Source organism: Pedobacter sp. AC379 (assembly GCF_979258145.1).
Genome location: NZ_OZ409839.1, coordinates 2,743,736 through 2,765,190, shown reverse-complemented (window position 1 = coordinate 2,765,190; position 21,455 = coordinate 2,743,736). Strand labels below are relative to the sequence as shown.

At 42.8% G+C, this 21,455-nt stretch carries 10 protein-coding genes; 4 read left to right on the top strand and 6 right to left on the bottom strand.

The features are described 5' to 3' along the window. The first annotated feature begins 1,900 nt into the window (after positions 1 to 1,900). The 4 genes from ACZZZW_RS12420 (at position 1,901) to nhaA (ending at position 11,420) form a co-directional block, all read left to right on the top strand. Positions 1,901 to 7,675, top strand: coding sequence for a T9SS type B sorting domain-containing protein (locus ACZZZW_RS12420; protein WP_463493762.1), 5,775 nt, complete (start codon positions 1,901 to 1,903; stop codon positions 7,673 to 7,675). 8 nt (positions 7,676 to 7,683) lie between these two features. Then, a complete protein-coding gene (locus ACZZZW_RS12415; protein WP_055910741.1) occupies positions 7,684 to 8,604 on the top strand; it encodes a PorP/SprF family type IX secretion system membrane protein in 921 nt (306 codons plus the stop codon). 828 nt (positions 8,605 to 9,432) lie between these two features. Further along, positions 9,433 to 9,672, top strand: coding sequence for a hypothetical protein (locus ACZZZW_RS12410; protein WP_463493759.1), 240 nt, complete (start codon positions 9,433 to 9,435; stop codon positions 9,670 to 9,672). Positions 9,673 to 10,259: 587 nt separating this feature from the next. Further along, positions 10,260 to 11,420 carry a Na+/H+ antiporter NhaA gene (gene nhaA / locus ACZZZW_RS12405; protein ID WP_055910745.1) on the top strand — a complete coding sequence of 387 codons (1,161 nt, stop codon included), beginning with the start codon at positions 10,260 to 10,262 and terminating at the stop codon, positions 11,418 to 11,420. Positions 11,421 to 12,278: 858 nt separating this feature from the next. On the opposite strand, the gene ACZZZW_RS12400 is transcribed toward nhaA, so the two are convergent. The 6 genes from ACZZZW_RS12400 to trpB all read right to left on the bottom strand — a co-directional run bounded on the left by ACZZZW_RS12400 (position 12,279) and on the right by trpB (position 21,446). Next, positions 12,279 to 13,685, bottom strand: a complete 1,407-nt coding sequence (locus ACZZZW_RS12400) for a TolC family protein (protein ID WP_463493757.1) — start codon at positions 13,683 to 13,685, stop codon at positions 12,279 to 12,281. Then, a complete protein-coding gene (locus ACZZZW_RS12395; RefSeq protein WP_463493756.1) occupies positions 13,672 to 16,866 on the bottom strand; it encodes an efflux RND transporter permease subunit in 3,195 nt (1,064 codons plus the stop codon). Before ACZZZW_RS12395 ends, ACZZZW_RS12400 begins: the two co-directional genes overlap by 14 nt. 25 nt (positions 16,867 to 16,891) lie before the next feature. Then, positions 16,892 to 18,094, bottom strand: coding sequence for an efflux RND transporter periplasmic adaptor subunit (locus ACZZZW_RS12390; protein WP_055910926.1), 1,203 nt, complete (start codon positions 18,092 to 18,094; stop codon positions 16,892 to 16,894). A gap of 70 nt (positions 18,095 to 18,164) precedes the next feature. After that, positions 18,165 to 18,770, bottom strand: coding sequence for a TetR/AcrR family transcriptional regulator (locus tag ACZZZW_RS12385; protein WP_055910893.1), 606 nt, complete (start codon positions 18,768 to 18,770; stop codon positions 18,165 to 18,167). A 634-nt stretch (positions 18,771 to 19,404) separates the two neighbouring features. After that, a complete protein-coding gene (gene trpA / locus ACZZZW_RS12380; protein WP_055910895.1) occupies positions 19,405 to 20,172 on the bottom strand; it encodes a tryptophan synthase subunit alpha in 768 nt (255 codons plus the stop codon). Positions 20,173 to 20,264: 92 nt separating this feature from the next. Continuing rightward, positions 20,265 to 21,446, bottom strand: a complete 1,182-nt coding sequence (gene trpB, locus ACZZZW_RS12375) for a tryptophan synthase subunit beta (protein ID WP_132396539.1) — start codon at positions 21,444 to 21,446, stop codon at positions 20,265 to 20,267. Positions 21,447 to 21,455: the final 9 nt, after the last annotated feature.

Genomic DNA, 21,455 nt, shown 5'->3' with positions numbered 1-21,455 from the left:
CATTAAAATTAGCTACGCTAAACACTACGCGGTTCCTGCATGCACGAGTATGACGGCCGGGTTAAAAATCCCTACTAAAAAGATTGATTCGGCTCTCTCTTCCCCAGCAATAACGAATTTATGGTGATAGCAAATCCAAAGATCTCTCCACTACGGTCGAGATGACGATTTTATGCGTTCCCTCATAGTTTAAAAAGAATTAATTTACGGATGCTAGAATCTGCGCTTCGCCATTTACGCCCTGCTATCTGGCATAGCAGATTTTCGCAGGAAAAACCATGGAAATCTTTGCACTTCCATTCCCTTCACACAAACCAAGGCAGGATCAAGCAGGTGCGTATGGAAAAGTGGGGGGAGAGCCTAGATACTGCCGCAATTAAGATTTCCATAGGTTTTTACAAGAAAGGATGCAAGCCTTGATTTTTGGTTACCTTTTTATCAAGAAAAAGGTAAGAGCCTCCTCGGTGGCGGTGAACCGAGGCAAGCCCGAGCGGAGCGAAAGCATTACGATTCCCGCATGCGCGAGAATGACGACAGTATTAGAAACATTACCAGAAAGATTGCTTCAGCTCGCTCTCCCCCAGCTTCGCAATGACGGATTTAACGCATTCCGTGCACCATGCTATTTGTATCTCGCTATTTGAATTATGCTATCTCCTCCCTGCTCTCCGGCATAGGAAATGATGGAAGGATAAAACGTTAAAGCTTTATCGTTACCTTTTCCTCTATAACTGAATTGAGGCAGCACACACTTTCCGCCCCCTTCGGCGGAACTTGTGCTGACGACAAAAAAGCTTTAACGAATTTATCCGACATCAGTTCCAAGCCTTGGGCTTTTGTTACTTTTGGGCCAAGCCAAAAGTAAGAGCCCTTCGGTGGCTGACCTGTACCGATTTCATATCGGTAACCGAGGCAAGCCCGAGCGGAGCGAAAACATAGCGACCGCATTACGATCCCCGCATGCGCGAGAATGACGACCGTGTTAGAAACATTACCAGAAAGATTGCTTCAGCTCGCTCTCCCCCAGCTTCGCAATGACGAATTTAACGCATTCCGTGCATCATGCTATTTGTATCTCGCTATTTGAATTATGCTATTTCCTCCCTGCTCTCCGGCATAGGAAATGATGGAAGGAGAAAACGTTGAAGCTTTATCGTTACCTTTTTCCTCTATCGCTGCATTGAGGCAGCACAAACTTTCCGCCCCCTTCGGCGGAACTTGTGCTGACGACAAAAAAGCTTTAACGAATTTATCCAACATCAGTTCCAAGCCTTGGACTTTTGTTACTTTTGGGCCAAGCCAAAAGTAAGAGCCCTTCGGTGGCTAACCGAGGCAAGCCCGAGCTAAGCGAAAACATTACGATTCCCGCATTCTCGAAAATGACGACCGTGTGTTAAAAATTAAAAATATTGCTTCAACTCACTCTCACCACTTCACAACAACGAATTTTATCAACATCCAATCTAAATACCAAAGAAATACATACTTTTATAACATTAAAAGTTTATTGCCCAAGCTTTTAACCGAACAACAAGTAAAATTAATACAACTATAATATTAAATTAATACCCAGCACTTATTTTCGTAACCTAATCATCTAATATGGCGCTACAATTACTCCAATAAAACTGCATTTCAGTTAAAAAAAGCATTTGTAGGGCAAATTTGTTCCTTCAGGCAGTTTGGTATACTGTATATATTATTTTTGAGTGCATTACTTTTACCGAATAATCAAAATTCTCCAATCAATATCCTTATTATCCACTTATGGTAAAACGTTACTCCTAGTTATTTACATCCTTTCGGCATCGTTCCCAACAACCTTAAGCAATTACCCTACACCCGCTTAAACAACTTATTATAAAAATCATTCATCATTTCATATCCCTAAAAAACTTATATGAAAAAACTTTTACTCTTTTCCCTATTATTTCTCATAACAGGCAGATTACTGGCGCAAGTTACGCTTGGCATTTCTCCATATGTAGAAACCTTCGATGGTATCGGAACAGCTTTACCAGCTGGTTTTTCTACCAGAGTTAATGCCACAGCCACAGCACTGGGTACAATTTCTCCATTTACAAATACAGCTACCGCATGGAACAATGGTACAGGTGCATTTAAAAATTTTGCATCGGCTACTGCAGGGGCCACAGCAACACCAGTAGCACAAACTGCTGCAACCGACAGGGCTTTAGGCTTAAGACAAACCGCTGCGCTTGGAGATGGCAGTGGAGCATTTGTTTTTCAATTGGCCAATACCACAGGGAAAACAGGTTTTAAGTTAAGTTTCAACCTACAATCTGTTGATGCTACCTCTCCACGTACGGCAACCTGGCGTATTGATTATGGGATAGGTGCTGCACCATCAACCTTTACAGCAGCAACCACTACAGGCACATTAACAACCGGAAACAATTTATTTACAAATAATGTGGTAAATGTAGATTTCGGAAATGCATTAGATAACAATGCAAATACCATTTGGATCCGCATAGTATCTTTAAATACCACAACAGGTTCAGGCAACAGGCCATCAACCGCTATTGATAATTTCAACTTAAGCTTTATCTCTGGCGGTGGCTCTGCCACCCCTGCATTGGCAGCATCACCAACCAGTTTGGCATTTGGCAACCAAAGTATAGCAACAAATTCAACAGCACAGAGTTTTACACTTAGCGGCAGTAATACCACAGCAAGTACCAACGTTACCACCACATCACCATTCACAATATCGAAAGATAATAGCACCTTTAGTACAGCTATTGTTTATAGTGTTGCCGAAGTTACAGCAGCGCCAACCGTTTATGTAAGGTATAGCCCAACAGTTGCGGGCCCATCGGCAAGCAATGTTCAAATTACCAGCACTGGCGCAACTACCATCAATGTTGCCGTAAGTGGTACAGGCGTTGCTGGCGATGTAACCCCACCCATTACCGCAGCAACCTACCCAAAAACAACAACCGTTACCACAATTTCAGTAGCATTTGCAAACAACATAAGCGAGGCAGGCGCCACCTATTATGTGTTATCTCTTACGGGAGGAACAGCCCCAACACCTGCACAAATTAAAGCTGCACAAGATGGCAGTGGCTCTGCAGCCTTAAAATCAGGCTCATTTACCAACACGGCCAATACCGATGCAAGCACAACAATTTCAGGGTTAAACATCGGCACCGCTTACACCTTATATGTAGTGGCACAAGATAATGCCGGCAACCTGCAAAACACTGTGGCCACGGTTGATGCCACCACAGCTAACCCTCCGTTGGTGAGTTCGCCAGTAATCATCAGTCAATATTACGAAGGCGCATCGGTAAACAAATGGATCGAATTAACCAACCTCACCAATGCCCCTATCAATACCGCATCACCACAATTAAAATTAGCTTTATACAATATCTCGGGCGATGCAGGTAACATCAACATAACCGGAGCACCCTCACAAACGGTAAACTTAAATTTCACCATTCCAGCATTGGGGTCGGTACTTTTGGGCAACTCAGGCAATACCACCGAAGTTCCTTACCTAACACAGGCAAATGCCATACTCATCAGCAATACCGTTATCAACTTTAATGGTAACGATGGAGTAGCACTTTTAGATGCCAACAACAACATTATCGATGCATTCGGACAAGGGGTGAACGCTAAAGACGTTTCTTATGTAAGAAGCCTCAATGTAACCGCACCAAGTCCAACTTTTATAGCTGATGATTGGACCAGAACACCATTGGCTACCGTTCAAAACGCCATTGATGATGATGATGCCGACCGTTTGGGCGTACATTTCCCACCAAACCTACCAACCTGTGCAGCGCCAACCAGCCCTGCAACAGCACTAACATTCAGCGCGGTAACTACCGGAAGCATTACCGCAACCTTCACCAAATCGGCTGATGCAAACGAATACCTCATCATCAGGAGCAAAAGTGCTACATTAAGCACATTACCAGTTGATGGTACAGCATACGCCATTGGTTCTGCTTTTGGAGGTGGTACAGTAATCAACAAAATTGTAAGCAATACCTTTACCGATAATGCTTTAAGCAGTTCTACCACCTACAACTATTTTATTGTTCCTTTAAATAACCTTTCATGCACGGGCGGCCCCAAATATTTAACCACCAATATTTTAACTGCAGCACAAACCACTAAAACCTTATTGCCCTGTGCAACCCCAACCGCACAACCCACAAACTTTAGTGTAACCTCATCTAACTACAATTTTATACAGGCAAGTTTTACAGCACCAAATGCGGCCGACGAATATTTGGTGGTAATGAGCACCAGCAACACGCTAACCGCAGCACCCGTAAACCAAACCGTTTACAATGTTGGCGATCAGCTTGGTGGTGGTATCGTGGTAAAAAGAGGAACCGGAACATCATTTATCAGAAATGGATTAACACAGAACACCAATTACTATTTCTTTACCTACGCGCTAAACAGTGCATGTAGCGGTGGCCCGTTATACTTAACTGCACAACCCCTTTTAGGAAACTTTAAAACAGGAATCCTCGATGTAAACAAACTGAACTTTTACTACGGCAACTTACACAGCCACAGCAGTTATTCAGACGGTAACAAAGATGATTTAACCAAAAAACCCGAAGATGATTATGCATTTGCCAAAACAGCAATGAATCTGGATTTCCTGGGCATATCAGAACACAACCATACCCAGGCCGGCATGTCGCTAGCCAACTGGCAGCCAGGCATCGATGCCGCTAAAAAAGCAACCACTTCCAATTTTGTTGCCTTGCACGGCATGGAGTGGGGCGTAATTAGTGGCGGCGGACACGTAATCGTATATGGTATCGATTCACTGATCGGATGGGAATCAGGCGAAAACCAGATCTATGTACCAAAAAGCACCTATACAGGGCCTGCAGGTTTATTTAGAATTATAAACAGACATGGATTAAATGCCATTGCAACCTTGGCCCACCCCAACACAACCGATTACAACAACATCTCTGCAACTTACGATTTAAGTGCCGATAGTGCCATAGTAGGATCAGCTTTAGAAAGCGGCCCCGCCTTTTCTACAAATGTAACCTATTCCGATCCTGCCAGCTCAATGAGTTATTTAAGTTACTATAACCGCATGCTCGCCAAAGGGTATCACCTGGGTGCAACCATCGACCACGATAACCACAATTTAACCTTTGGTAAACATACCTGTGCCCGTTTAGTGGTATTGGCCCCTGCCCTTACCGAAAATGATTTATTGGATGCCATTAAAAAAATGCGGTTTTATGCCTCAGAAGATTCGGCTGCCAAAGTAATTTTTACCATTAACAAACAGCCCGTAGGCAGCATATTTAAAACAGCCGGAGCACCGCAGATTTCGGTAAGTTCCATTACAACCAGTGCCATAGCGAGTATTAAAATTTTATTCGGCACACCAGGAAGCGGCACCAACCCGGTTGAGTTAACAACAAGCGCAACACCAGGTTTAACCTATACCGATAATGGATTGGCAAATTTAGCCACAGGGTATTATTATGCCGATATTTTAGAAACAGATGGCAGCCGCATCATTACATCACCCATTTGGTATACACGGGATGATGCCACGGTAAAAAAAGACCAGAACATCACTTTCACAGCAACAAGAACCGCTACCTATGGCGATCCCGACCTGGTTGCAGGTGCCACAAGCGATAACAACACCATCAATATCGAATATACCAGTAGTGATACCAATATTGCCACCATCAGCAATAACGACATCCATATTGTTAAAGCAGGTACCGTTACCATTACCGCCAATCAGGCTGGCGATACTTTTTTTAATCCCGCAGTTGCTAAACAACAGCTATTAACCATTGCGCCAAAAACCATTGCCGTAAAAGCCGATGCCAAAACCAAGGTAGAAGCAACAACCGAACCTGCATTTACATACGTATCTGCTCCGGCCTTAATCGGCACCGATGTTTTTACAGGCAGCTTAACCCGCTTGCCGGGCGAAACCGCTGGCGATTATGCCATTCAACAAGGCACATTGGCTTTAAATACCAACTACACCATTAATTACACGCCAGCAAACCTCCGTATTTATCCAAAACCTGTTGCTGCAATAAGCGGCAACATCGCTGTGCCAGTAAATACAATAGCCCCTGTAATAACCTTTACAGCAACTACAGGCAATGCCCCTTTTACCTTTACATACAACATTAATGGCGGCGCAAACCAAACCCCAACCACAAACACCAATACAGCCACGGTAAATGTGCCAACAAATGTGGTGGGTACCTTTGTATATACCGTTACCAGCATTACCGATGCTTACAGTACACAGGCACAAAATGTTTCAACAACAGTTAAAATTAACCCGATTCCGGTAGCCAGTATTTCGGGCACTACCGCATTGTGCTTAAACGGTACCGCACCAAACATTACATTTACAGGCGGTAACGGCACAGGGCCTTACGTATTTACCTATAACATTAATGGCGGGGCAAATAAAACCATCAGCACTACAGGTACCAATACCACAGTAACGGTATCGGCACCAGCCAACGTTGCGGGCACCTTTAATTACAACCTCGTAAGTGTTGCCGATGTAAATGCAGCCCAAAACCAAAGTGGTACAGCTACCGTAACCGTACGCACACTGGCAACCGCAAGCATTGCAGGCACTACAGCAGTACCAAACCTGGCACCCGCACCAACCATTACCTTTACCGGAGCCAACGGAACCGCACCATACACCTTTACCTACAACATTAATAATGGTACAAACCGAACAGTAACCTCTACCGGTAATACTGCAACCGTTACAGCACCTACAACAACAGTGGGTACATTTACTTATAACTTAGTAAGCGTGGCCGATGTAAACTGTAGCCAGCCACAAACCGGTACCGCAACAGTATTAATCCGCCCTTTACCAGTGGCAACCATATCTGGCAGCACATCCGTATGTAATTTTGGCAATACCCCAAACATCACCTTTACAGGCGCAGTAGGTACAGCACCTTACACTTTTACCTACGCCATTAACGGAGGTGCTAACCGTACAGTAACCACAAACACAACCATTGCTACCCTTAGCGTGCCCACCAATACTACAGGCACCTTTACTTATACATTGGTAAGCGTGGCCGATGCTTATGCCAGCCAGTTACAAACCGGAACAGCAACAGTAACCGTAAATGCTTTACCAGTGGTTTCCATCAGCAGCAATAAAGGATTATCAATTTCCAAAGGAGATGCCATCATTTTAACAGCAACAGGCGGTACGCAGTACAGCTGGTCGGGCTCAGAAATCATCAGCGGACAAAGCACTTCAGCATTAACCATCCGCCCGAAACAAAGTGGATCGTACAGGGTAACCGTTACCAATGCAAGCGGTTGTGTGAGCGATCAAACCATTGCGGTTACCGTAATAGATGATTATAAACTGGAAGCCAGTACCGTAGTTACCCCTAATGGAGATGGATACAACGATAAGTTTATTGTGAAAAACATCGATTATTACCCAAACAATACCTTAAAAATATTCGATAAGGCCGGCCGGATGCTGTACACCAAACACACTTATGCCAACGATTGGGACGGAACCATAAATGGTAGTCCGTTAAGCGAAGGCACCTACTATTACATTATTGATTTAGGTAATGGTATCGGCAATTTTAAAGGTTACATCAACATCATTAGAGACTAATTACAGACATGAGAGCAATTACAAAAAACATAAAGCAAATGCGTCGCGTAACGTTTCTCTTTGCTGCAAGCACATTATTTTTAGGTTCGGTAAAAGCGCAGATCCTTCCACTAAATGCACAATATTTCCAAAACCGTTACCTCGTTAACCCATCAATGGCAGGTATAAACGAAGGTTTTAACATCAACGGAAGTTTCCGCAAGCAATGGTCTAACATTCCCGGTGCCCCCATCACACAAAGCGTAACTTTAGATCAGCAGGCAAACAAAGTAGGCTGGGGAATAAACATTTACAACGAGAAATCGGGCGGTATCCAGCGTACCAAAGCCGTAGGAACCTTTGCCTACCACCTGCCCTTGAGCAACGAAGACCAGAAATTAAATTTCGGAATCTCTTTTGGTGCAAGTCAGGATAAACTCGATTTAAGCAGTGTAAGAAACAGCGACATCAACGATCCATCAATTGCCCGTTTTAACGACAGGGGCTATTATCTTGATGGCGATTTCGGAATTTCCTATACATCCAGGGGATTAACTGTTGAAGGAGCCGTGCCGAATATGCGTTCCGTTTTCAGAAAAGATGATTTAAATTATGCCGACAAGCCTACTTTTTATTCAGCAGTAAGCTACAAATTTGCTTTAGGCTCAGGCATCAACGGAATCAGTATCGAACCTAAAGGCGTATTCAGGGGCATTAAAAACTTCGATAACCTATGGGATGCCGGTTTAAATGCCAACTTTGCCAACGATAAATTATACCTGATGGCGATGTACCACAATACACAAAACGCCACTGTAGGTTTCGGGATGAACTATAAATCTACCCTATATTTCATGGCTTATTACAATACCGCAACCTCTGCAATTAGTGGTTATACCGATGGCGATTTTGAAGTAAACATCAGGGTAAATATTGGTAAGAAACCATAAATATTCCTCTTACGTCATCCTGGCGTATTAAAGCCATCCCGAATCTAATATCGGGATGGCTTTTTGTTTTGGATGAGTTTTTACCTTCCGCATTTCCTCGCTCAATGCCTATAAAAGCTTTTCGTAAATCGGTGATGATACTAGTTGGCCCCTGAGCGTTTTAAATTGCATGAAAGATACTGGACTGAATCCGATAGCTTATCGGATCAGCATGACGACCTCTTTAAGCGTAGGGCAAACATATTTGTAAAACATAGCGACCGCATTAAGATTCCCGCATGCGCGAGAATGACGGCCGTGTTAAACTTACTACAAAGATTGCTTCCGCTCGCTCTTCCCCAGCCTCAGCAATGACGGATTTAACACATTCCCTGCATCCCGCTATTTGCTTCTCGCTATCTCCTCCCTGCTATCCGGCATAGGAAATGATGGAAGGAGAAAACGTTAAAGCTTTATCGTTACCTTTTCCTCTATCACTACATTAAGGCAGCACACACTTTCCGCCCCCTTCGGCGGAACTTGTGCTGACGACTAAAAAGCTTTAACGAATTTATCCGACATCAGTTCCAAGCCTTGATTTTTCGTTACCTTTTTATCAAGAAAAAGGTAAGAGCCCCTCGGTGGCGGCGAACCGAGGCAAGACTGAGCGAAGCGAAAACACAGCAACCGCATTACGATTCCCGCATGCGCGAGAATGACGACCGTGTGTTAAAACTAAAAAGATTGCTTCGGCTCGCTCTCCCCAGCCTCGCAATGACGAATTTAACGCATTCCCTGCATCATTCTATTTGCACCTCGCTATCTCCTCCCTGCAATCCGGCATAGGAAATGATGGAAGGAGAAAACGTTAAAGCTTTATCGTTACCTTTTTCTTTCATCACTGAATTAAGGCAGCACACACTTTCCGCCCCCTTCGGCGGAACTTGTGCTGACGACCAAAAAGCTTTAACGAATTTATCCGACATCAGTTCCAAGCCTTTCAGTTATGCCTTATTGTTTGTTGTTTTTATAGGTAGTCATGCTTTCGCTGCGCTCAGGTTTGTTACTTTTGGGCCAAGCCAAAAGTAAAAGCCCTTCGGTGGCTAACCTGTACCGATTTCATATCGGTAACCGAGGCAAGCCCGAGCGAAGCGACCGCATTACGATTTCAGAATGCGGGAGAATGACGACCGTAATAGGGATTTACAACAAAGATTGCTTCGGCTCGCTCTCCCCAGCCTCGCAATCACGGATTTAACGCATTCCCTGCATCATTCTATTTGCACCTCGCTGTTTGAATTATGCTATCTCCTCCCTGCTCATCCGGCATAGGAAATGATGGAAGGATAAAACGTTAAAGCTTTATCGTTATCTTTCCTTCCATCGTTGCATTGAGGCAGCACACACTTTCCGCCCCCTTCGGCGGAACTTGTGCTGACGACCAAAAAGCTTTAACGAATTTATCCGACATCAGTTCCAAGCCTTGATTTTTGGTTACCTTTTTATCAAGAAAAAGGTAAGAGCCCCCTCGGTGGCGGCTAACCGAGGCAAGACTGAGCGAAGCGAAAATAAAGCGATGGCATTACAACTCCCCATCCCTCACAACCCCACTCTCCTCTTCAAAAAAAACAAAAAACATCCCCTCTATCCCCCTTCATTTTACTATTTTTACCATTATGCCTAAAATCATTAATTTAGAAGTATTTCAACGTTTCTTCCGCTCCGGACAAGTGGGCGGTTTCCTATTGCTCATTTGCGTTGCCATCTCCCTACTCATTGCAAATACCGCTTCAAAAGAAAGTTTCGAAGCCTTTTTAGAAACCAGATTAGGATTTGACTCCCTTAATTACAGCATCCTCGCCTGGATAAACGACGCCCTAATGGCCATATTCTTCCTCCTTGTCGGCTTAGAAATTAAACGCGAACTTATAGAAGGAGAGCTGTCATCCATAAAAAGTGCTGCACTCCCTGTAATTGCCGCCCTGGGCGGAATGCTTGTACCAGCAATTATTTATTCCCTGTTTAATAAAGGTTACGAAACCGCCGGAGGCTGGGGCATCCCCATGGCTACCGATATCGCCTTTGCCCTCGCTATAATTGCGATGTTAGGTAAAAGCGTGCCAACCAGTTTAAAAATATTCCTTGCTGCTTTGGCTATTGTGGATGATTTAGGTGCCATTTTAGTCATCGCCATTTTCTATACCAAACAAATTCATTTCGAGTACCTTGCCATGGCCGGAGGGATCTTAATCTTGTTAAGCCTGATGAATTATTTCGGCGTAAAAAAACTAGTGTTCTACCTTATCCCTGGTGCTTTCCTTTGGTATTTCATCCACCACTCCGGCATCCATGCCACCATTGCAGGGGTACTACTGGCATTCACTATTCCTACTAACGAAACAGATGTAGAATCGCCATTAGAAAAACTCGAACATTTTTTAACCACTCCCGTAAACTACATCATTATGCCTGTTTTCGCACTGGCAAACACCAATATCACTTTCCAAAAAGAAATGCTTACCGGGCTTGTTTCTCCACTTGGCCTGGGCATTATTATAGGTTTATTTGCAGGTAAAACCATTGGCGTAACCCTTTTTAGTTGGTTAGCCGTAAAATTGAAATGGGCCAACCTCCCTACAGGCGCAGGCTGGAAACATGTTTTAGGTTTAGGCATCCTCGCTGGAATCGGTTTCACCATGTCGATTTTTATAGCCCTGCTTTCTTTTAGTGATTCATTGCATGTTTCGGAAGCGAAGTTTGCCATTTTAACCGCTTCAATCCTTTCGGGAGTAGTGGGTTTTGTGTTTCTGAAATCGGTGAGGAAGGTTTCACAATAGTATGGCGGCTGATCTTTACCGATTTTATGCGGCGAACCGAGGCAAGCCCGAGCGGAGCGAAAACAGCAACCGCATTACGATTCCCGCATGCGTGAGAATGACGACAGTATTAGAAACTTACTAAAAAGATTGCTTCAGCTCGCTCATTCCCTGCCTCGCAATGACGAATTTAGCGTATTCCCTGCACCTCGCTATTTGAACCTCGCTATCTCCTCCCTGCTCATCCGGCATAGGAAATGATGGAAGGAGAAAACGTTAAAGCTTTATCATTACCTTTCCCTCCATCGCTGCATTAAGGCAGCACACACTTTCCGCCCCCTTCGGCGGAACTTGTGCTGGCGACCAAAAAGCTTTAACGAATTTATCCGACATCAGTTCCAAGCCTTTCAGTTATGCCTTTGTGTTTGTTGTTTTTATAGGTAGTCATGCTTTCGCTGCGCTCATGTTTGTTACTTTTGGGCCAAGCCAAAAGTAAGAGCCCCCTCGGCGGTGGTGAGCCGAGGCAAGACTGCGAGAATGGCAAGCCCGAGCAAACTAGCCAAAATAGCGACCGCATTACGATTCCCGCATGCGCGGGAATGACGGCCGTATTAGGAATTTACAACAAAGATTGCTTCGGCTCGCTCTCCCCCAGCCTCGCAATGACGGATTTATGGTAATAGTAAATCCAAAGATCTCTCCACTACGGTCGAGATGACGGATGAATGCTCCCCTAATACTCTAAAAAAACAAAAACACCAAAACCACCAGTTAATACCTGGCAATCTTAGTGTCTTTGTAAAAAAACGCTTTAAATACTTTTTATAAATTACTTCAGCTTAAGCTAGTAAAACCTCAGCAATCACGAGCGATGTACGCTTACTGCCATCCCCCCCCTAACGAGCGGTACAAACCAACAACAGCATTAAGCTGTTCAGTTTTAATGGTAGTTAACTCCAGTTCACTTTGTAATAGATTGCCTTGTGCCGTAATAACCTCTAAATAATTAGCCATACCGCTTTTAAATAACATACTGGCATTTTTAGATGCCTGTTGTAAAGTTTGTGCCCTTTTTTCGGCAATACTATATTGCGCTTTAAGTTTCTCTACTTTCGTTAACTCATCCGATACTTCGCCTACAGCATTTAATACCGACTGGCGAAACTGGATTACCGATTTCTCACGGTCTATTTTAGCCAGTTCAAGAGAAGTTTTTAACTGCCCTCTTTGGAAAATCGGTTGTGTAATCCCCGCACCAACCAGGCCGAATAATGATGCAGGCACGTTAAACCAGTTGCTTGCTTTAAACGAGTTGATGCCACCACTTGCGGTAATTACCAACGATGGGTATAAACTTGCTTTTGCAACCCCAACCTTTGCATTGGCAATGGTTAAAGCCAGTTCGGCACTTTTAATATCAGGCCTGCGGCTCAACATCGACGATGGGAAACCAGCATTTAAATCCTGCGGAATATTCATTTTATCCAAACGGCTATCGCGGTTAATCGCCTTAGGCAAAGTACCAATCAAAACACTCAAAGCATTTTCCTGTAAAGTTACATTCTGCTCCAAACGCGGTATCAGCTGTGCTGCATTTAACTGTTGAGCCTGCGCCTGTTGTATAGCCAGTGAAGTAACCTGCCCGGCATCAAACTGTAAATTGATAATCCGAAGTGTACTATCATTCAGTTTAAGGTTCTTTTTGGCAATTTCCAACTGCGCATCAAGCATCAGCAAATTATAATAACCTTGGGCAACATTACTTACCAAACGCGTTTGCACAGCCTTACGTGCCTCTTCTGTTTGCAAAAAACTGGCTAAAGCGCCAGCTTTTTGATTGCGTATTTTACCCCAGATATCCGCTTCCCAAACCACACCCAAATTAGCATTGTAATCTTCAATGTGTGTAGAGCCCGTAAACTGGTTTAAACTTAAGCCGTTTAAACTGTTATCCGATGGGCGGCTCGAGCTTGCAGCAACCTGCAGTTTAAGCTCAGGCAAATAGCCCAGTTTCGATTGTTTAAACAATACTTCAGCTGCATCGATATTTTTCAATGCAATTTGCATATCGTAATTTTTAACCAAAGCCGTATCAATTAAATTTTGCACAGTAAGGTCATTAATAAAACTCTTCAAAGGCATAGAGCCAACACTCGAAGAATCTTTAGGTGATGAGTTTCTAAACAAGCCAGGCACCACATTAGGCAAGGCTGTATCTTTCGAAACCGAACATCCGCTCCATATTAAAGCAAGGAGCAGGATGGTAATTAGATTAAACCGTTTCATAAACTGCATGATTATTTACAGGTTCTCCATGGTGATGAACAACCTCATTTGATGATTTTTTTGATAGTTTTTCCTGTAAAGCCTGGAAGATCACGAAAAGTACCGGAATGATGAACAAACCTAAAATTACACCCGAAACCATACCACCCGCAGCACCGATACTGATAGAGTGGTTACCCTGTGCTGATGGACCGGTTGCAATACTCATCGGGAATAAGCCGAATACAAACGCAAGTGATGTCATGATGATCGGCCTGATCCTTAAGCGCGCAGCCTCAATAGCCGAATCTACCAAACTAAGCCCTGCCCTTCGTCGCTGCACCGCAAACTCCACAATCAGAATCGCATTTTTGGCCAGCAAACCGATAAGCATAATCAGTGCTACCTGTACATAAATGTTATTTTCGATACCAGTTAAACCCAATACCACAAACACACCGAATATACCAGTAGGGATAGAAAGTATTACCGCCAATGGCAGGATATAACTTTCATACTGTGCCGATAATAAGAAATAAACAAATACCAAACACAACAGGAAAATCACTGTAGACTGCCCGCCCGAAGAAATTTCCTCACGCGTTTGGCCCGAAAATTCGTAAGCGTAACCAGTTGGCAATTGTTCTTTGGCCGTTTCCTCAATCGCTTTAATCGCATCACCCGAGCTAAAGCCAGGTTTAGGAATTGCATTAACCTCGATAGAGTTAAACAGGTTATAACGCGAAGCCGTTTCCGAACCATATACACGGGTTAATTTAACCAGCGTACTAATTGGCACACTTTCGCCAGCTTTGTTTTTAACAAACACACGGTCAATAGCCGAAGGGTCAGTCCTGTCGGCAATATCAGCCTGCACCACCACACGGTAATATTTACCAAAGCGGTTAAAATCTGATGCCTGCGCAGTACCGAAATAAGTTTGCATCGTTTGCAGAATATCCTTTTTACTTACACCCAGCTGATCAGCCTTTTCATCGTTAACATCCAATTGTAACTGCGGATAATCTGCTTTGTACGAAGTAAAAGCATAGGCAATTGCAGGTTTAGCCATTAACTTCGCAATAAAGTTATTCGCCACACCACTAAATTTATCCAGTCTGCCGTTTGTTTTATCCTGCAACATCACATTCATTGCCTCAACGTTACTAAAACCAGGCACCGTAGGAAAACTGAATACAAAGAAAGTACCAGCAGATATAGCCGCCATTTTAGCCCTTACAATATTCTGTATCTCATCGATGTTTTTAACTTCGCCCCGCTCCTCATTCGGTTTCAACAATAAGAAAATCTGTCCTGCCGACGAACTGTTGGATGCCGTTAAAAAGTTATAACCAGCCAACGACATTACGAACCTTGCCGATGGCATAGCCCTTAACTCCTTTTCGGCCTGTTTTAACATTTTGTTCGTATTCGCTAACGAAGTTCCCGATGGACTTGCAACCGCAATAGCCACAAAGCCCTGATCCTCTGTAGGGATAAAACCAGTTTTGGTTCTGCTTACCAGGAAAACCGTAACCAATACAATTAACAAAAGCCCGCCCATACTTAACCATTTATTACGGATAAGCACCTTTAAGCCGCCAACATAGCGGTTAGTCATATAGTTAAAGCCACCGTTAAAGCCAGCATAAAACTTTTCTACAAAGCCTTTCTTAGGAGCCTTATGGCCATCGGCATGTTTATTCTTTAAAAATAAAGCAGCAAGCGCCGGGCTTAAAGTTAAAGCGTTAACAGCCGATATAATAATGGCAATAGCCATGGTTAAAGCAAACTGTTTGTAAAATATACCAGTAGAACCCGTCATAAAACCTACCGGTAAAAATACCGCAGCCATAACCAGTGTAATCGATATAATTGCCCCTGTAATTTCGCTCATGGCCTGGGTAGTGGCCTCCTTAGGAGAAAGCGTGGGGTCTTCTTCCATTTTTGCATGCACCGCTTCTACCACCACAATCGCATCATCAACCACAATACCGATAGCCAGTACAAGTGCAAACAACGTTAAAAGGTTAACCGAGAAACCGAACAACTGCATAAAAAAGAAAGTACCAATAATAGCAACCGGAACCGCAATAGCCGGAATTAAAGTAGACCTGAAATCCTGAAGGAAAATAAATACTACGATAAACACCAACAAGAAAGCCTCAATCAGAGTATGCTCAACCTGGTTGATGGATTCATCAAGATCGGTTTTGGTACGGTAAAACTGGTTATATTTAATCCCTGCCGGAAAATCTTTAGATAGTTTTGCCAACAGTTTATCAATCGAAATCTGTATCTCATTCGCATTCGAACCCGATAACTGAATTACACCAATCGTAATCCCATCGTGCCCGTTTAAACGGTTTACACTACCATAACTATAAGCACCCAGCTCTACACGGGCCACATCTTTTAAGCGCAAAATAGAACCATCAGCGTTAGAGCGGATCGCGATATTCTGGTACTCATCAGGTTTGGTAAGCTTACCTTTATATTTAATTACATATTCAAAAGCCTCATCGCTACGTTCGCCAAGCCTGCCCGGAGCAGCCTCAAGGTTTTTATCCTGTATGGCACCGATAACCTCATTAGGCGTTATTTTATAAGTAGCCAACTGACTTGGGTTTAACCAAATCCGCATCGAATAATCTTTAATACCCCCAAATACACTTGCAGAACCTACACCAGGGATACGTTTAAGCTCCGGTATAATGTTAATCTGCGCATAGTTGTTTACAAAAACCGCATCATATTTTTTAGGGTCTTCAGAGTAAACACCAATTGCACCGATAAAACTGTTTTGCTGTTTAGTAGTGGTTATACCATATTGTACAACTTCTGCAGGCAACTGGCTTGTAGCCTGCGATACACGGTTTTGAACGTTAACAGCAGCCTGATCGGGGTTAGTTCCCTGTTGAAAGTATACTGTAATGGCCAGGGTACCATCGTTACTGGCACTGGAGGTCATGTATGTCATGTTCTCCACACCGTTAATTGCTTCCTCCAGCGAAGGAGTTACCGAACGTAAAATGGTTTCGGCATTTGCCCCAGGGTACACCGCAGTAACCAATACCGACGGAGGTGCGATATTTGGAAAGCGCTCTAAGGGCAACTTTGATAAGCCAAGTATACCAACAATTACCAATAAGATGGAAATTACTGTTGAAAGTACCGGCCTGTTTATAAATTTCTGAAACATGACTTCTTAAACTTTAAGTGTTGTATTAGTTTTTTGTTTTTGCCACAGCTACCTTATCAGCTGCCTTTTGAGGTTGGATAACCATGCCCTCCTGTAATTTATCAATGCCGCTCAATACAATCTGGTCGCCCGCTTTAACACCACTGTTAACCAGGTAATTTTCACCTGCTTTACCCACAATGCCAATGGCCTGTTTTTTAACCTTGCTGCTATCGCCAACGGTAAATACAAATACCTTATCCTGCATTTCTACCGTAGCCGATTGCGGTACCAGAATGGCATCATCATGTTGTAACCCTAAATGTATTTTGCCCGTATTACCCGAGCGGAGCACACCACTTGCATTAGGGAAACTAGCCCTGAGTGTAATAGAACCCGTGTTTTTATCAAACTGACCATCAATCATGTCAATTTTACCTTTAAGCGGGTAAACACTGTTATCCGATAATAAAAGTTCAACAGCAGGTAAATGCTTAATCCTGTCGGCAGGGGTTTTGCCAGGGTAGTTTACATTAAAGTTATTGAAGTCGTTTTCCGCAAGTGCGAAATAAACATGTACCTCATGTATATCAGATAACTGCGTTAAAGCAACCTGGTCAGTCGGCGAAACCAGGCTGCCCTGTTTTTTAGGGATACGGCCAATGTAACCACTTACGGTAGCCTTAACATTGGTATAACCTAAATTAATTTGTGCCGAAGCCACACCGGCTTTAGCCTGCTCGGCATTAGCCTGTGCTATTTTAAGTGCTGTTTTAGCAGTTTTTAACTGAAAATCAGATACAACCTTATTTTGCACAAGCGGGGTTAATTTATCTACTTCAAGCTGTGCATTTAAAATTGCAGCTTCAGCAGCATGTAAGCTTGCTTTTGCATTGTTTAAAGCCTCGCGGAAAGGATTTTCATTTATTTTAAAAAGCGTTTGGCCTGCAGTTACATAAGCACCTTCGTTAACCAGTACACTTTGTAAATAACCACTAACCTGCGGCCGTACATCAATATCAACAGCACCCTGTATCGATGCCGGATAATCTACAAACGTAGTTTCTGTACTCGCATTAATCGAGGTTACAGGTAAAACTGGTGGCGGTGGTGCAGCTGCAGCCTGATCGGGAGCAGATTTACAACTCACCAAAGCAATGGAAAGAAGCGAAATTGTTAACAATAACTTAATACTATTAAACCATTTAACGGTGTTAAGTAAGGGATACAAGCGATGTAGAGATTTCATATGATTAAATTTAATTGGAATTAAAGTGTATAAATAATTTAACAGTGTTAAATTAAGGGGTAAAAAAAAATTAGCTGTTAATGGATAATGTAATGCCTTTGATGGCATCCTTTAAAATTTGTTGGTTTAGTTCGTCGGTTGTTCTTCCATTAGGGCGAACCAGGTTAATGGAAATTAAGCCATGAATGATAGACCAGTAAGTGTAATACTTCATGCAGATATCATCATCTGATACTGGTTTCTTCTCGAATAATGATTCAATCACATCGCCAAGCATACCACCTACGTTTTCGGCTTCGGGCATTGAATTTTTTACTGTACAACAAACCATATCCACACCATACATCAACTGATAAAATTCTTTATGGTTAAAAGCGAAGTTCCAGTAGGCAATCCACATGGCTTCCATTTTATCTTCCGGAGATTCGTGTTTGTCTCGGGCCTCGCGGATATCTTTGGCCAACATCAAATAACCTCGTCTGGTAAGTTCCAGTAAGATGCCATCTTTGTTAGAAAAGTACTCGTAAATAATTGGTGCAGTATACTCAATCTGGTCGGCAATTTTACGCATACTCAATGCCTGCCAGCCCTCAGTTTGAACAATGTTCAAGGCAGCATCCAGAATTTTTGTTCTGGTTTCATCTTTTAAACGTAGAATTCTTTCTTTACTTCCCATGATTGGAATATTAGGTGTAAATAATCTAACACCGTTAAGCAAATGTAGAACCAATTACAGAATTCACAATCATTGATTTGTCATAAACATTTTTAGGCACTGTTTGGCAGGTGCAAATCAGCGGTTAAAGCTGTTAAAACGCATATTATTAATTTAAAACATTTTTCTTGAGATGATGAAATGTGATTTTCTGCGTGGCAAAATTGACTGACAGATGTGCTATTCAGATTGACAGGTTAGGATAATGATGCGCGATTTGGCAGTTTGTTTGCCTCGATGTGCAGAAAGGGGTATAACCACAGAGGCACAAAGGCAATGAAGTTTGTAATGAGATAGGTTGTTTTTCAAACGCAGGCGGGACACCTAATGCGGCATAAAAACCCTACCAGAGCATTACGATTCCCAATCAAGTTGGGAATGACGATATGGCCTAGGAAGGAATACCAATAATGCTTACTAAGATAGGTCGTGTTTCAGGCGCAGGCGGAAACCTTAATGCAGCATAAAAACCCTACCACAGCATTACGATTCCCAATCAGGTTAGGAATGATGATATGGCATAGGAAGGAATACCACAAAGGCACAAAGTACACAAAGCGCAATCTTAGTGTCTCTGTGCCTTAGTGGTAAACAATTAAGCTTTAAACGCTTTCATAAAACTACTCACTTGCTCCTCTAAATTTCCTTGAGCAATTGCTTTAACGAATGCTGTACCAATAATGGCTCCATTTGCGTACGAGCAGGCTTTATCGAAAGTTTGTTTATCACTGATCCCAAAACCAATCATGGTTGGGTTCTTTAGGTTAAGGTTTTTAATCCTGCTAAAATAAGCTTCAGTAGTATCGCCAACTTCTAAATTTTTTCCTGTAGTGGCAGATGATGATAACAAATAAATAAATCCGTTGGTTAAAACATCAATTTTATGAATGCGTTCTTCGGCGGTTTGAGGGGTAATTAAAAACACATTGCTCAGGTTATGTTTCTCAAAGCAATCTTGATAAAACTCTTCGTACTCTACCATCGGCAAATCGGGTACTATACAACCATCAACACCTACTTCGGCACAAGCCTCACAAAATTTTTCGACACCAAACTGCAAAACAGGATTAACATAGCCCATTAATAACACAGGGATGCTCACCGTTTTACGTAAATCTTTCAACTGCTCAAAAAGCAAGTTAAGTGTCATGCCCTGATCGAGCGATTGTTTACTGCTGGCCTGAATTACCGGTCCATCGGCAACAGGATCCGAATAAGGAAAACCGATCTCGAGCATATCTGCACCCGATTTCTCTAGTAATTCAGCAATCTGTAAAGTATCGCCGGTGTTTGGGTATCCGGCAGTATAATAAATTGATAATATGTTTTTCTTCTCCTGGAAGAGTTGTTTAATTCGATTCATGTTCTTTTGAGATGTGAGATGGAGATGTGAGATTTGAGATTGATGACCTGGCAAGGAAATCTACTTTCTAATATCTCACTTCTCAAATCTATCTATAAGTTAAAATATTTAATATAAGTATCCAAATCCTTATCACCACGGCCTGAAAGGCAAACCACTACATTTTCGCCACCTTTAAACTCCATTTTTTCTAAATAAGCCAAAGCGTGTGCGCTTTCAATGGCCGGGATAATTCCTTCCAATTGTGTACAAAGCAAACCAGCATCTAAACTTTCTTCATCAGTGATGGAAACATATTGGCCACGCCCGGTTTTAAACAAATGTGCATGCTGTGGTCCAATACCCGGATAATCCAATCCGGCTGATACCGAATGTGGTTCTACAACCTGGCCATCTGGCGTTTGCATTAAAATGCTCCTGCTTCCGTGTAATACACCTTCTTTACCTAAATAAGTGGTTGCAGCAGAAAACCCGCTCGATACCCCTTTTCCGGCAGCTTCAACAGCAATCAGCTTTACATTTTCATCATCCATAAAGTGGTAAAACATACCCATGGCATTGCTTCCACCACCTACACAGGCCAACACATAATCAGGTTGATCGCTGCCGGTTTGTTCCAACAATTGCTTTTTGGTTTCTTCAGAAATAATCGACTGAAAAATGGCAACCATATCAGGATATGGATGTGGACCAACTACCGAACCGATAATATAATGCGTATCAACCGGGTTATTAATCCAATCGCGCATGGCCTCGTTGGTGGCATCTTTTAAAGTTTTACTTCCTGAACTTGCCGGAACAACCTTTGCGCCCAACATTTTCATACGGGCTACATTTGGTGCCTGGCGTTCAATATCTACCTCACCCATGTAAATAACACACTCCAGGTTACGTAAAGCACAAACTGTGGCCGTAGCTACCCCATGCTGCCCCGCTCCTGTTTCGGCAATAATTCTTTTTTTGCCCAATTTTTCGGCCAATAAAATCTGCCCGATGGTATTGTTGATTTTGTGTGCCCCGGTATGATTTAAATCCTCTCTTTTTAAGAAAATATTGGCACCAAAACGCTCAGAATATCTTTTAGCAAGGTATAAAGGGGAAGGACGGCCAACATAATCTTTTAACAATTGATGAAATTCCTTTTGAAAATCGGCATCATCAATAATCTTTAAATAGTTTTGACGCAATTCTTCTACGTTTGGATAAAGCATTTCGGGGATGTACGCACCTCCAAAATCTCCATAATATCCTTTTTCGTTTACTTTGTATTTCATAATATTTTT